Consider the following 13,248-nt stretch of genomic DNA (forward strand, 5'->3'; position numbering starts at 1 on the left):
CTAATTCTTAATTTTTAATTTTTAATTTATTATGATTTTCCGTAAATTTTCACCAACGCAACCAGTTATTTTGGGGTTTGATCCAGGTCGAGATAAGTGTGGTTTAGCGGTGATGGGACTGGATCGACAACTGCATTATCATCAGGTCGTACTAGCAAAAGAGGCGATCACTACCATTGAGACACTGCGTCAAAAGTTTCCGATTTCCTTGATGGTCATCGGAGACCAAACTACAGCCAAGCAGTGGAGACAGAAATTATATCAGGAATTGACAGAACCGCTGAATATCATTTTAGTGGATGAGCGCTACACAACCTTAGAAGCACGCGATCGCTATTGGCAAATGTTCCCGCCCAAAGGGCTAATAAAGCTATTGCCGCAGGGTCTGCGACAGCCACCAAGGCCGATAGATGACATTGTTGCCATCCTCCTAATTGAAAGATACTTAAATCGCCTCACGGAATCAGCACTCAGCAGTCAGGAGTGAGGAATTACATCATGAACTCCAAACTCGTAACTTTTAAAGTTCCGCCCGAATAGTAAAGGCATAATCTCCTCCAGGCTCTAACTGATAATCTTGTTGCTCCAAAAATCGACCGAGGGGTTCTTTGATTAAGGCGCGGCCTTGGGAAGGCTTGACGGCAAGTTCTCCCCGGCGAAAATGCCACTGGAAATGCCACTCGAACTCACCTGCACTCACTTCACCCTCAAGGAAGCCGTGTTGCCAGGATTGGCGAGTAATTCTGACATGGGCAATGGTTTCTGGCAGACGTTTTGCACTCACAATGCTTTATAAGAACTTTCAATAGGACTACATCTTTGCTTTGAAAAGACGGGGATGTAGCACCAATGGCAAATTTATTCGTCTGATTTATCTTACCCTGATCACACATCTTATGTAATCTACGGTAACATAATATTGTGCTAAACAAAGGTCGAGCCATGATAGTTTACGAGTTTAAATGCAAAGGGAAAGACAAGCAGTATAGTGCGATTGACAATGCTATTCTGACATCGCAATTTATCCCAAATAAGTGCTTACGTTACTGGATAGATAACAAAAATGTGGGCAGATACGACCTCAATAAATACTGTGCAGTATTAGCTCAGAAATTACTTTTGCCTAATGAACTTAACTCAATGGCTCGACAGTCTGTTGCTTGTCAATTACCAAACATAGCTTAAATAGACATCTCAAAGAAGTCGGTTATCTGTGACTTCAGTCTCAGGGCACAGCGGCACGTCCTGAGAATAATCTTGCTTAATATTTTATGAATGAGTATATCCTAGAAACTGCATATTTGATGCAATTTTCATCAGTGTATTGTGGATTAATTGGGATTTACTTAAATGATTTCAGCACAATTACAGCCCGATAAAGCTTGGAGTATTTATATTGCTTTTCTTGGATATCAAAACGCAGAATATATTCTAATGGATGTTCAATAATTTGGTTACCACGCAGACTTTTTCGTTCGATAAATACCTTATTGATACTCTTATAGAAGGTGCAGATAGTTACAGGTGATGTGACGAAAAAAGTAGCGCTCATCATAATAATCAATGTAAATAAATTTAAGAAAAATAGATAATTTCGCTGATTCTGCTGCACTAATAGGGAAGTTTGCCCAGAGTTGATAAAATCGTTAATTTTAAAGACAACTTCTTGATTCTCTTGATATAACATGTGAGAGCAGAGCAAAGTCTCCAAATAAAGTCACAATCATAACTTGATGAGTTTTCGCTTTTTTGCTACCAGTCTTTGTCAGAATGTATGCTTCCTGGAGATCAAACATTTTGATCTCCATACTTCCCAGCAAATTAAACCGCTTCAATTCACAGTTAATTTGGTTTGGTGAGAAGCGCTCGCAAGTTAGTTTAACTGAAGCAAAATCAAAAACTAAGCAGTAAATCAAAAAGCTTAAACAGATAGTAAAAATGCACCAGCCGCTGAACCAATATCTGAGTGGTCGATGCTTTAGCTGCAATCTGGTACGAGTTTCCTCTACAATTTTCATCAGCGCCTGTGTATAGAATACTTAATCCCTAAGTAGAGTATTCCCTTCGTAGCCCATTCACTTATCGCCAAATCTAAGTACTAGGGAAGATTTCTGATGAATCGCTAAAAAAGCTTTGGCTAGCTGGTAGATAATTGGGGCAGAAAGCTATAGCTAGAAGCATGGAAACCAAACAGCTAGGAAAAACTGGTATCTTTGTGAGTGCGATCGGTTTGGGTGGTATGCCCATGTCAATTTCTAATCGCCCTCCCGAATCGCAATCAATCCAAGTTATTCATCGGGCCTTGGATCTGGGTATTACATTTATTGATACTGCCGACTCTTACTGCAAAGATGAGTCAGAAAAGCACCACAACGAGCAATTAATTCACAAGGCACTTAGTAGTTACAAAGGCGATGTTAGCCAAGTAGTTGTGGCAACTAAGGGCGGTTTGATGCGTCCTAATGGCAACTGGACAAGCAACGGCAACCCAGAACATTTGCGCGAAACAATTCGAGTCAGTTTTGAGGCGTTGGGTGGTGCTAAACCCATCGATGTTTGGCAATACCATTCTCCCGATTCTAATTACACCATTGAAGAATCCCTTACACCAGTTAAAGAAGCAGTGGAGGCTGGTTTGATTCGGTTTGTAGGAGTTTCTAACTTTTCCGTTGAACAAATTAAGCGGGCGCGGGATGTAGTAGATATTGTCTCGGTACAGAATCAATACAGTCCTTGGCAACGACAGCCAGAAAAAGATGGCGTGTTGAAGTATTGCGAACAGCAAGGATTGAGCTTCTTGCCTTGGAGTCCCTTTGGTGGTAGGCGTCGCCATCAGGACTTGCAAGATATCCCCGCGATCGCTCAGTTAGCTAAAGAAAAAGGCGTGTCTGTGTATAATATCGTTTTGGCGTGGTTGCGTTCCAAATCGCCTGCTATTTTGCCAATTCCTGGTGCTAGCAAGATTTCCAGTATCGAAGACTCAGCACAAGCTATAAATGTGAAACTATCTGATCAAGAAGTGCAAAAAATTGATCAGGCAACTTAATCATTCCACTAGCTTACGTAGATTTAACAGGGTGCAAAATGTAAAAGTTAAAATTCTTAGATTGCCTGCACTCAGCGCATAGAGAAAAGACATGATCTTAGAAACACACCGCTTGCTAATGCGTGACTTTATAGAGGCAGACTGGCAGGCGGTTTTTGCATATCAATCTGATCCTTTGTACTTGCGTTACAACGATTGGACGCACCGGACACAAAAGGATGTTTGCGAGTTTATTGAGATATTTATTGATCAGCAAAAAGAGCAACCACGAACAAAGTTTCAGTTAGCTGTTGTCCTTAAGGAAGAAAATCGGCTTATTGGCAATTGTGGTATTCGTGTAAACGACCGGGAAATGCGGGAAGCAAATATCGGCTATGAACTAAATACTCAATATTGGGGACAAGGTTATGCAACAGAAGCAGCACAGGCAATTTTAAAGTTCGGCTTTGAAGAACTGGGAATGCATCGTATCTGGTCTTGGTGTGTTGTGGAGAATATTGCTTCTATAAGGGTATTAGAAAAAATTGGTATGCTTCGTGAGGGTCATCTACGGGAAAAAGAGTTAATTAAAGGTAGATGGTACGACAATTTTATTTATGCTATCCTTGACCACGAGTGGAAAGCATCGCGGCTTTATGTTTAGTTCTAGTTGTCACTGCATGGGAACAAATAAAATTGTAAATGTAGCCTGAGAAAACATTAGAGGATTTACATCCGTGACACTCAAAGACTTAGAACAACAACTTCTTGCCCTCAGTCCTGGTGAAAAAGTGCAGGCTATTCAGTTACTTGCTCAAAGTCTCAGTAGCAATTGGCCAGGAATAGAGAAAACCCCCAGAGTCTGTGGTGGAGATGCTCGCATCATTAAAACTCGTATTCCCGTCTGGGTACTTGTGGAAGCTCGTCGTCTTGGATATAGTGATGCTGACCTTTTGACGAGCTATCCAACCATTACATCTACAGATTTAGCTAATGCTTGGGGATATGCAGAAGCTTATCCCGATGAAATCGAACTAGCCATCGAACGAAATCAGGTAGCCTAGTTAATGGCACGCTTTTATGCAGATGAGCAGTTTCCGCTTCCAGTTGTGGAATTATTACGCACTTTGGGGCATGATGTTTTGACAGTTCAGCAAGCAGGAAATGCACAACGAGGCATACTAGATGAGGAAGTGCTGGGATTTGCAACTAGCCAGGAACGCTCGATTTTAACTATCAACAGGGATGATTTTATTCGCTTGCATCGTCGAAATTACAATCATTTTGGTATTATTGTTTGCACTAACAATCCTAATTGGCAGCAGTTTGCAGCCCGAATAAATGAGGCTGTGACAGCAGAAGAATCGTTGCAAGGAAAACTAATTCGTGTGGTACGTCCAGTCACTTAAAAAGGTTTTACTGGAACCGCGCAAACTTGAGAGATTTATCTGTATTGTCTTGTAGTTTTTTATAAAAATCTAACCGAATTCCTATAGAGCAGATTATTTAATATGTTCAGGTAGTATTGTACCAGAAGCGATCGCATCCAATTTCTCAGCATCAAGGATTATAATCGTCCCACCCCGACGATAGGCAATTACTGACTTCAAACTTTTAATTAACCGCACACATTCTTCGTAAGTAATGCCGCAACTCCGAGCCATGCGATAATAAGATAATTTAACTTTTAAACACTCGCCTTGTGGACTTGATTCAATTCCTGATTCAGCAGCAAAATATTGAATTAATCTGGCAAGACGAACAATAGCTCTTTCAGAAACTAATCCGTGGACTGTTTCATGCAATTGCTGAATCCGACTGTTAAAAACCATCAGCATTCGTAATGCAATTTCTGGATTTTGCCCAATAGCTTTTAATAAAGCATCTCGCTCTACAGTCAGAATCTCACAATCAGATTCAGCAGTCACAGTTGCCGGAGAAATTCCATTTCCTAATAAAGCAGGAGCCGCAAAAATTTCTCCAGCAGTTAAGGCGCGGAGAATCGTTTCTTTGCCCGTTATTGCTGTTTTGGTAACTTGAATTACTCCACTAATAACAGCATAGAGTTTTGCTGGTAAGTGATCGCTCTCATGCAGAATAATCTCTCCTTTGCGATAGAGTTGCACTTGAGTATAAGGTTGCAGATTTATTTTGTCTGCTGTTTCTAAACCTGAAAACACAATAATTTGTGAAAGTTGTTCCAAGGATGCCCGCATAATTAGCCTGATATTGCAAAGGCTGGACGATGATCAATCCAAGGATTAGCCGCTTCTAATTGTGCTGCTAGGCTGATCAGGGTAGCTTCAGCCGCAGGTTTGCCAATTAGCTGCACACTGATGGGTAAACCCTTACTGTCAAAGCCTACAGGAATTGCGATCGCAGGTTGTCCAGTTGCATTAGCAGGTGGACAAGGGGCAACCCATTCAATAATATTTTGGAATGTCTCTTCTGGACTCAGCGAAGCCCATTCCCCAACGCGGATAGGTGAATGTAGATAAACTGGCAATACCAGCACATCCACGGTATCGAAAAACGCCACAATCTGCCGTACCACTATCTGCATTTGGGAAACTGCTTGCAGGTATTCTGCAACAGAACCTGTACGGGCAAATAGCCAGCGATTCACTGGCTGCAAGGCTTCAACAGGAAGTCCTGACGCAGCCACCCCAGCTTGCCAGACGATTTGAAATGGTTCAACTAAACCGCTAAAATCTGGGGATTTCTGTTCGACTTGGTGGCCAAGTTGTTCTAATAACTCGACTGTTTGCCGGACACCTTGCTGACAGTTGGCGTCAGCTTCTCCCAAAGGAGAAATGCTAGTGTCAAAGGCAATTCGCAAAGCACCGAGTTTTGTCTGAGTGGCGGCGAGAAATGATGGTTCGGGATCGGGCAACCAGTAAGGATCGCCTGTGACATAGCCAGATATGGCATCCAAAAGGGCAGCAGCATCAGCGACAGTCCGAGCTATTGGGCCGTTGGCGGCAATTCCAGCCAGGCGCTCGCCTACGGGTGCTTTACTCACTCTGCCCCTGGATGGTTTTAGTCCCACCAAACCACAACAAGCCGCAGGCCCCCGAATTGAACCACCGCCATCAGAACCTTGAGCGATCGCACATAATCCCGCTGCTACCGCCGCTGCTGCGCCACCACTAGAACCGCCAGGGGTGTATTCTAAATTCCACGGATTTCTGGCTGCGGGAAAACCCGTAGGTTCACTGTATGGGAATGAACCTAATTCGGAAGTGGCTGTTTTACCAAGAATAGTAAACCCAGCTTGCTTAATCCGTGTCACAACGCCATCATCATAGTTAGGAATATTGTTCAGTAATGCCGGATTTCCAAAAGTACAGGTAACACCTGCTACAGCATTGAGGTCTTTAATGGAAATCGGTACCCCAAAAAATGGCGGGAGTTCTGAGGTAGTTGTCAATAATTCTGTTTTAGCTTTGGCATCTGCGATCGCTAATTCTGCCGTCACCGTAAAATAACTTCCTAATTGGGGATTTAACTGCCCAATCCGTTCTAAATATATTTCCACCAACTCTAGCGGTGATACTTCCCGGCGACGAATTAATTGCGCCAACTCTAGTGCTGGGGTAAACGCTAAATCAACTTCATTCATAAGTTAGTGAATGGGTAATTTTGGCTTTCTCTGGAATTTTGAAACTTCAATTGTTACTTTAGCAGGATTTCCGGGAACTATACATTTTATAACTCCTGAGATATGTCACTCACTTAGGATGCTCAGATGCAACAGGCGTGGTTATATTGTTACTCAAGCCATTTTAATTGTTTCGTATAAACTTTCAACAAATCCCTAAGGGGTATTTATGGCTAACCTAGAAATACTTGTTAGTGAATTGCCAACACTGATTCCGAGTCTCAAACTGACTATTGGCGATTCTAATGAAATAATGGAGCAAATTATCCTGATTAATAACGCTCAAAAACAACTACGGAATATTCAAAAATTAATTGCTGAAGAATTGAAATTTGAGAACATCAACAATTCTGCGATCGCTACACTTCCTCGAATAGGTACTGTAACTAGTTTGTTTATACCTAGTGCTGGGTTAGTAGATCCAGCTATAGCAGCAAAATTTGGCAACTCAAAAACTAAAATTTCATTAACTGATTTACAATCAAAAATTGATGGTTGGATTGAATGGGGTTATTTTTTGCAGGCAATAGCCACTGATATTCTCAGTGATGTTCAGTTGGTCAATCAACTAAATTATGATATTAATCATCTCAGCCTTCGCGCCAATTTTCAGGTAATTGCTGAAAGCTTAAAGATTAACTTATATTTGGAAAATTCTCAGTTGTTAGAGCATCAAATTCAAAATATAAACAATTCTCTCAATGAATTATTACAGTTGCAACAGAAGTTAAATTATATTTTTAATACTATTATAAATAGTTGTAGCTTATTAAATATTTTATTAGGGGTGTCTGCTTTTTGTGGTAAATCGGGCTTCGTCTTAGAGTGGTTAGATGATGACCACGAATTAATTATATCGAGTGATGGCAAATTTCAAGAATTGACAGATATTCTGAATGATTGTGATTTTTTCCAAGAACAAATTGTTGCTTTAATTATTCAGGGCGACACTTTAAGGAAACAGGCAGAACAAGCCCTAAAAAAGATTGAACAGGAAAGTAGTAAACAAGCAATTATTAGCCAGCATGTAGAAATAGTACCATCTTCGACACAAAAAATAGTTCGTTCGGCTTTGCTCGTCGCCTCAAGTTTATTAATCTTAGGTTTTGCTAGTTGGAAAATTCAAAAGCAAAGTCTAAGTTTAACTCAAGAAGGAAGTGCGATCGTCCCAGAGGTTGGCGCAGCCATTGCTAACTTTAAATCTGCTCAAAAACTCGGTATGGAGGCTGCTTCTCTGGTTCAAAATCCACCGCATCCTCTAAAAGTATGGCAACAAGCACAAAACAAATGGCGTCAGGCAATAAATTTGTTAGATAGTATTCCTGATGAAACATCAGTTTATGACCAGGCAAAGAATAAATTGGCTTACTATCGGATTAACTATAAATTTATCAGTCAAAGAGTCTTAATTGAAAAGAAAGCCTTAGCAAACTTAGAATCGGCTCAAAAACTAGCAATAGAAGCTAATTTATTTGGACAAAATTCATCTCATTCGCTACTAATTCGGCAGCAAGCACAAGATAAATGGCAACAAGCAATCAATTTATTAGAAACTATTCCAGAGAATACGTCTGTCTCTATACAAGCTAAAGAAACACTTAGTATTTATAAAACTAACTATGCAGCTATCAGTCAAATAAGTAGGTAGGCGGGAAAATTTATAACTATGTGATTGCGTTGGCGTAATACCATTTCTTTGTGAGGCTGTGCCAAATTTTCTTGGCTTCTTATTTCTTTCTTTCTTTGTGTTTTTTGCGTCCTTTGCGGTTCGTTCCTCATGTAGTTTGGCGCATCTTCATACAGAATTGGTATAAGCCTTCCCGTCGGGTACGTTATGAAATGAAGTGAAGCAATCACAAGAGCTTCTAGCTTTTTACATTTTGTTATATAGGACTTACGCAAAATTATGAAAAAACGAACCGCAAAGGACACAAAGGACACAAAGTAAAGAGGGTTTTAGAGAGTTCTTGCGTAAGTCCTAACATAGTTAGGTTTATTTGTGCTTATCTACTTAATCCAAAATTAAAAAATAGACTATAGTAATCTTATTTTATTTGTAAGAATTGCAAGTTGCAGATCCCCAACTTCGTAAAAGTTGTCGGGGATCTGGTTTCTCGTAATACTGACACGACTACAGCTTAGAACGGTCAGTCAAAATCTCATAACCAGTCTCTGTAACCAGCACTGTATGCTCAAACTGAGCCGACAAAGAATTATCCACAGTGACTGCTGTCCAACGGTCAGATAATGTCCGGGTGTGTCTAGAACCCGCATTTAAAATTGGCTCAATTGCCAGCGTCATCCCCGCACGGAGTTTAACATTTGGCATCTCGCGGGTACGGTAGTTGAATACTGAAGGTTCTTCATGCAGGTTACGACCGACACCGTGTCCAGTGAATTCTTCGACTATACTAAAGCCGTTAACTTTCACATGGTCTTCAATTGCTCCAGCTAGGTCAAGCAGGTAGACGCCAGCCTTTACTTGTTCAATGCCTTTATATAATGCTTCTTCTGCTACACGAATTAATTTAGCAGCTTCTTGCGTCACTTCACCGACAGCAATTGAAATGCAAGAATCACCATGAAAGCCTTGATAATAAGCGCCCGTATCTACTTTTAATACATCCCCCACACGAATCACTTTCTTCTGACTAGGAATGCCATGCACTGCTTCATTGTTAATACTGGAGCAGATAGAACCTGGAAAACCGTGATATCCTTTAAAACTTGGTGTTGCACCCATTTGGCGGATGCGTTTTTCTGCATAAGCATCCAAATCAGCCGTGGTCATTCCTGGCTTTACTAGCTGAGAAATTTCTTTGAGGACAGTTGCCACAATTGTCGCTGATTGCCGCATGATTTCAATTTCACGCGGCGATTTAATTTCAATTCCTCGGCGCTGTTTTTTCGATGTTGTAGGCTGAGTTGTTTGAGGAAGTAAGTTACTGAAAATGTTCATAGGAAATTAATAATTACTGGTGGTTTTGCCGCTGAAGTATCAATGCTTTCTCTTTCTTTATTATCCATGCTTAGTGCCCATTTCTACCTAATGCTTTTTTCTGCCAACACAGATGGCCCAGCAGTAACGACTACGATTTGATCTGGGTGGAGTAACTCACGAGCCGTTTGATTAACTTGGTCAAGAGTGACTTTCTGGATTTTATCGGTAAAGGAGTGTAATTCTCCTTTATCTAGTCTATACACCTCATTCATCAAAATCTTATCTGTTAATTCTTCTGGGTTTGCCAGAGAAACATTGTAGTTGCTGATGAGGGTGCGTTTAGCTGTTTCTACTTCCAGTGCAGTGACACCTTGTTGATGGATTTGCTGTAATATTTGGCGGGTACTAGCGATCGCTTTGATGCTATCTCCTGGACTAGTTTGCATCTCAATCACAAATGTCCCTGCATTTTTCCCGGCTTGGAAAGAGCTATAAATTCCATAACTCAAACCTTGGCGATCGCGCACTTCTGCACCTAGTCTACTAGATAGGGTATCGCCTCCCAAAATTTGGTTCAATACTAAGGCTGCGTCAAACCGAGGATCATAACGGTTAATACCTGTGTAACCCATATAAGTAACAGCTTGGGTTTTACCTGATAAAATTGGGTTGACACTGACTATTTTCTCCGGCATTGATACCGGAGGATATTCTAATGTGGGTGCTTGGCCGCGAACTTCCCAATCACCAAACTCATTTTTAATCAGCGATCGCACAATGTCTAGATCAAAATCTCCCACCAGCGCTAGCACTGTCGTGTCTGGACGGTAATGTTTGGCTTTGAAATCAATCACATCTCGGCGCTGAATCTGCTGTAAACTCTCCTCTGTAGGAAAAGTATGTAAGGGATGTTTTTTCGGGTAAATTGACTGAACAAATATTCTTCTAGCTACTTCTGATGGCTCATCTAATTCCTGTTGCAGATCAGTTAAAGTTTGTTGGCGATGCAATTCCAATTCTTGGACTGGAAAGGTACTATTTTTTACAACATCAGCCAATATCTCCAGGATTATCGGCAAATCAAGAGCTAAACTATCACCTTCGATATGTACACCTTCGCGGTAGGTTTGAAAGTTTAGACTCACTCCTCGTTCTCCCAAGACTTTGGCAATAGTCAAGACATCCTTGCTCTTAGTACCATTGAGCAAATTATCTGCTACAAAAGCAGCCAGTCCAGCTTTATTCTCTGGATCAAATTCCGTCCCAGCTTGAATGTATCCGCTCAGGGTAACGGTGGGAGTACTATTATCGGGTAACAGTAATATCCGCAGTCCGTTAGTAAATTTGAATTCTTGTGGTAATACTCGTGAGATTGTATCTGTTACTAAATCCACAGGTGGTAAGTATTTCGCTACCTCAGAAGGAAGCACGGGTACGCCAGGAGAGAAATTCTCTTTAGTTTGGGCTGAGTCTGGTTTGTCACCAACTCCTGTTGTCCGCTTCTGGGTTGGTTCAAAAAAGCCTGCTATCCGGGCTTCTTTTGTCAGGTATTTGTTAATAACAGCAACAACATCCGTCGGCTTCACCAGACGGACAGCTGCCAAATAGCGGTCTGTGTAGCGATAATCACCAGCAGTTGTCTGATCATTGCCCAATCGCATTGCTTGAGAAGTGATATCACGGTTACTCAAAATTACGTCTGCTGTTAATTGAGTTTTAGCTCGTTTTACTTCTTCTGAGGTCACACCTTTTTCTGCTACATTAGCGATCGCACTACTCAACACTGAGTCAATTTTTTTCAAATCTTGTTTAGAACCAGCCGTCACCACCACCTCATACCAGCCAGATTCTCGCAAACTGGTAACCGATGCTGTGACTTCACTAGCTAAACCTGATTCCACTAATGCCTGATAAAGCCGAGAATTTCGTCCCTCTGTCAAGATGTAATCCATTACATCTAGCGCCGGCACATCCGGTTGATTTGCATCCGGTAGCGGATACACTGCTTGCAATAGCCTCCCTGCTCCCGGTTCTCGCAATACTATGGGAGTGCTATTAGCGGGGCGTTTAGCCCGTGCTGTTAGCGGGGCGTTTAGCCCGTGCTGAGTGCTAAGTGTTGGGAGGGTTGAGTGTTGAGTGTTGAGTGAGGCTTTTGACTCAGCACTGTTCTTTGCTAGTTTGCCAAATACTTCTTTAATTGTTTCCAGGGTATTTGCGGTTTGAAAATCTCCAACAATCACTAAGACGGCATTATCAGGACTATAAAAATTGCGGTAATATTTTTGTACCTGCTCAACTTCAAATTTCTCGACATCAGCTTTGGTACCACCTACAGGCAACCCATAGGCGTGATTGGGAAACACCGCCTGCATGACGGCACGGTTGAGGCGATATTCTGGACTATTTTCGTAACCCTGCAACTCGGAAATTACTACCCGCTTTTCATTCGCTAATTGCTCTGGCTCAATCTGGGAATTTTGCATTCTGTCTGCTTCTAGCACCAAGAGCGCTTTCAGCTTGTTTCGTTCTACAGTACCGTAATATGCAGTTTGGTCATAGCTGGTGAAAGCATTAGAATCACTACCTAAAGCACTAAACAAACGTCCAAATTGAATCGGACGATTTTTTGTACCTTTAAACATCATGTGTTCCAACTGGTGGGCAATGCCATTCACGCCCGGTTCTTCGTTGCGTGAGCCAACCTTGTACCACACCTGCACCGTCACTACTGGCGCAGTATGTACTTCCTTTGTCAGAACAGTTAAACCATTCTCCAGCACTGTCTTGCGGACGTTTTCTGTCAGTGTTGAGGGCATTATTGTTTTTGCTAGCAAGGTTGACTGGTATTTTTCTTTGTTAGATATAGCTGCATGTTGGCTATGAGCAGGTTGATCGCTTAACAAAAAAACTGCTACTAGCCATAAGCTTAAAAGTAATAGCGGCAAGGGATATTTATAAAATCTGGAAAATCCATACATTTATTTAGCAGATATATCTGTAAATTAAGTTACATAATTATTTTGGAGAGTGACCATAGTTTAATCTGACAACAAAATCTGTTACTTCGGTAACAATACAGAAAAACAGTATATTAGCAATAAAGGTAATAAAAAAGCTAAATCATGGGAGTTTTGCTAAAACCCGAATGAATTCCAGAGGTAAACCATCGGTATCGGCGATGAAAGCCACTTCGTAAATGCGATCGCCTATTTGCTGTTGTGTCGGTTCTAAAAGTACCTTCAACGGTTCTAATACTTCGGGTTGACTCTCAGCGGTTAGTGCTACACGTTCTTGTAAATTTGTCAACCAGCTAGGTAAATCTGGTGTAATCTCAGTTAAATCGAACGAGAGATGATAGTATCCCACATAATGTTCGTCAGCAAAAGCATCTGGGGCTGGCTTTGGTTCGGGTATTTGGATCAGTTCAATTCTGCCGCCTAATCCTTGCATCCAGCAAGCTAAGGTGTAGCCTGTAGTAAAGCGTTCCGAAATTGTAAACCCTAAATGTTCGTAGAAAGCGATCGCTCGATGAATATTTGCAGTCCGAATAGAAACGTGGTGCATAACAAAAGTTAGGAGTTGTGAGTAAAGTTATGAGTTATGAGTTATGAATTGAATTTA

The 13,248-nt window shown here is 41.3% G+C and carries 13 protein-coding genes and 1 pseudogene; 7 read left to right on the forward strand and 7 right to left on the reverse strand.

Annotated elements, in window-relative coordinates; all coding sequences use genetic code 11:
- The first annotated feature begins 31 nt into the window (after nucleotides 1-31).
- Entirely contained in the window at nucleotides 32-487 is a 456-nt protein-coding gene (locus tag V7K40_RS22555; RefSeq protein WP_334963638.1) for a pre-16S rRNA-processing nuclease YqgF, read from the forward strand.
- Between the two features lie 33 nt (nucleotides 488-520).
- Here the strand turns inward: V7K40_RS22555 and V7K40_RS22560 are convergent, their stop codons facing one another.
- Nucleotides 521-784, reverse strand: coding sequence for a DUF3146 family protein (locus tag V7K40_RS22560; RefSeq protein ID WP_069070640.1), 264 nt, complete (start codon nucleotides 782-784; stop codon nucleotides 521-523).
- Between the two features lie 158 nt (nucleotides 785-942).
- Here V7K40_RS22560 and V7K40_RS22565 point away from each other — a divergent pair.
- A pseudogene (locus tag V7K40_RS22565) lies at nucleotides 943-1,161 on the forward strand (transposase); the annotation flags it as partial.
- Between the two features lie 181 nt (nucleotides 1,162-1,342).
- Here the strand turns inward: V7K40_RS22565 and V7K40_RS22570 are convergent.
- Nucleotides 1,343-1,687 (reverse strand): hypothetical protein, encoded by a 345-nt coding sequence (locus V7K40_RS22570; RefSeq protein ID WP_334963640.1) that lies wholly within the window; start codon nucleotides 1,685-1,687, stop codon nucleotides 1,343-1,345.
- Between the two features lie 492 nt (nucleotides 1,688-2,179).
- On the opposite strand from V7K40_RS22570, the gene V7K40_RS22575 reads away from it, so the two are divergent.
- The 4 genes from V7K40_RS22575 to V7K40_RS22590 all read left to right on the forward strand — a co-directional run bounded on the left by V7K40_RS22575 (nucleotide 2,180) and on the right by V7K40_RS22590 (nucleotide 4,434).
- Entirely contained in the window at nucleotides 2,180-3,046 is an 867-nt protein-coding gene (locus V7K40_RS22575) for an aldo/keto reductase (RefSeq protein ID WP_334963642.1), read from the forward strand.
- Between the two features lie 91 nt (nucleotides 3,047-3,137).
- Nucleotides 3,138-3,689 carry a GNAT family protein gene (locus tag V7K40_RS22580; protein ID WP_334963644.1) on the forward strand — a complete coding sequence of 184 codons (552 nt, stop codon included), beginning with the start codon at nucleotides 3,138-3,140 and terminating at the stop codon, nucleotides 3,687-3,689.
- A 73-nt stretch (nucleotides 3,690-3,762) separates the two neighbouring features.
- Nucleotides 3,763-4,089 (forward strand): DUF433 domain-containing protein, encoded by a 327-nt coding sequence (locus V7K40_RS22585; RefSeq protein WP_334963646.1) that lies wholly within the window; start codon nucleotides 3,763-3,765, stop codon nucleotides 4,087-4,089.
- 3 nt (nucleotides 4,090-4,092) lie between these two features.
- The gene (locus V7K40_RS22590; RefSeq protein WP_334963648.1) at nucleotides 4,093-4,434 is read left to right on the forward strand and encodes a DUF5615 family PIN-like protein; all 342 of its coding nucleotides are present in this window, start codon (nucleotides 4,093-4,095) and stop codon (nucleotides 4,432-4,434) included.
- Between the two features lie 93 nt (nucleotides 4,435-4,527).
- On the opposite strand, the gene V7K40_RS22595 is transcribed toward V7K40_RS22590, so the two are convergent.
- Nucleotides 4,528-5,241 (reverse strand): Crp/Fnr family transcriptional regulator, encoded by a 714-nt coding sequence (locus tag V7K40_RS22595; RefSeq protein WP_334963649.1) that lies wholly within the window; start codon nucleotides 5,239-5,241, stop codon nucleotides 4,528-4,530.
- Between the two features lie 2 nt (nucleotides 5,242-5,243).
- Entirely contained in the window at nucleotides 5,244-6,647 is a 1,404-nt protein-coding gene (locus V7K40_RS22600; protein WP_334963651.1) for an amidase, read from the reverse strand.
- 208 nt (nucleotides 6,648-6,855) lie between these two features.
- On the opposite strand from V7K40_RS22600, the gene V7K40_RS22605 reads away from it, so the two are divergent.
- Nucleotides 6,856-8,334: a hypothetical protein gene (locus tag V7K40_RS22605; RefSeq protein ID WP_334963653.1), complete on the forward strand. Its 1,479-nt coding sequence runs from the start codon at nucleotides 6,856-6,858 to the stop codon at nucleotides 8,332-8,334.
- Nucleotides 8,335-8,817: 483 nt separating this feature from the next.
- On the opposite strand, the gene map is transcribed toward V7K40_RS22605, so the two are convergent.
- The 3 genes from map to V7K40_RS22620 form a co-directional block, all read right to left on the reverse strand.
- Nucleotides 8,818-9,645: a type I methionyl aminopeptidase gene (gene map / locus V7K40_RS22610; RefSeq protein ID WP_334963655.1), complete on the reverse strand. Its 828-nt coding sequence runs from the start codon at nucleotides 9,643-9,645 to the stop codon at nucleotides 8,818-8,820.
- A gap of 83 nt (nucleotides 9,646-9,728) precedes the next feature.
- Nucleotides 9,729-12,605, reverse strand: a complete 2,877-nt coding sequence (locus tag V7K40_RS22615; RefSeq protein ID WP_334963657.1) for a pitrilysin family protein — start codon at nucleotides 12,603-12,605, stop codon at nucleotides 9,729-9,731.
- A gap of 142 nt (nucleotides 12,606-12,747) precedes the next feature.
- Nucleotides 12,748-13,191 carry a VOC family protein gene (locus tag V7K40_RS22620; RefSeq protein ID WP_334963659.1) on the reverse strand — a complete coding sequence of 148 codons (444 nt, stop codon included), beginning with the start codon at nucleotides 13,189-13,191 and terminating at the stop codon, nucleotides 12,748-12,750.
- Between the last annotated feature and the right edge of the window lie 57 nt (nucleotides 13,192-13,248).

The organism is Nostoc sp. (assembly GCF_036917195.1).
GTDB lineage: Bacteria > Cyanobacteriota > Cyanobacteriia > Cyanobacteriales > Nostocaceae > Nostoc.

Bases quoted from the DNA above. Each gene is read 5' to 3' on its own strand.
- V7K40_RS22555 (WP_334963638.1), top strand. From the start codon at position 32: ATGATTTTCCGTAAATTTTCACCAACGCAACCAGTTATTTTGGGGTTT.
- V7K40_RS22570 (WP_334963640.1), bottom strand. From the start codon at position 1,687: ATGTTATATCAAGAGAATCAAGAAGTTGTCTTTAAAATTAACGATTTT.
- V7K40_RS22575 (WP_334963642.1), top strand. From the start codon at position 2,180: ATGGAAACCAAACAGCTAGGAAAAACTGGTATCTTTGTGAGTGCGATC.
- V7K40_RS22580 (WP_334963644.1), top strand. From the start codon at position 3,138: ATGATCTTAGAAACACACCGCTTGCTAATGCGTGACTTTATAGAGGCA.
- V7K40_RS22590 (WP_334963648.1), top strand. From the start codon at position 4,093: ATGGCACGCTTTTATGCAGATGAGCAGTTTCCGCTTCCAGTTGTGGAA.
- V7K40_RS22595 (WP_334963649.1), bottom strand. From the start codon at position 5,241: ATGCGGGCATCCTTGGAACAACTTTCACAAATTATTGTGTTTTCAGGT.
- V7K40_RS22600 (WP_334963651.1), bottom strand. From the start codon at position 6,647: ATGAATGAAGTTGATTTAGCGTTTACCCCAGCACTAGAGTTGGCGCAA.
- V7K40_RS22605 (WP_334963653.1), top strand. From the start codon at position 6,856: ATGGCTAACCTAGAAATACTTGTTAGTGAATTGCCAACACTGATTCCG.
- map (WP_334963655.1), bottom strand. From the start codon at position 9,645: ATGAACATTTTCAGTAACTTACTTCCTCAAACAACTCAGCCTACAACA.
- V7K40_RS22615 (WP_334963657.1), bottom strand. From the start codon at position 12,605: ATGTATGGATTTTCCAGATTTTATAAATATCCCTTGCCGCTATTACTT.
- V7K40_RS22620 (WP_334963659.1), bottom strand. From the start codon at position 13,191: ATGCACCACGTTTCTATTCGGACTGCAAATATTCATCGAGCGATCGCT.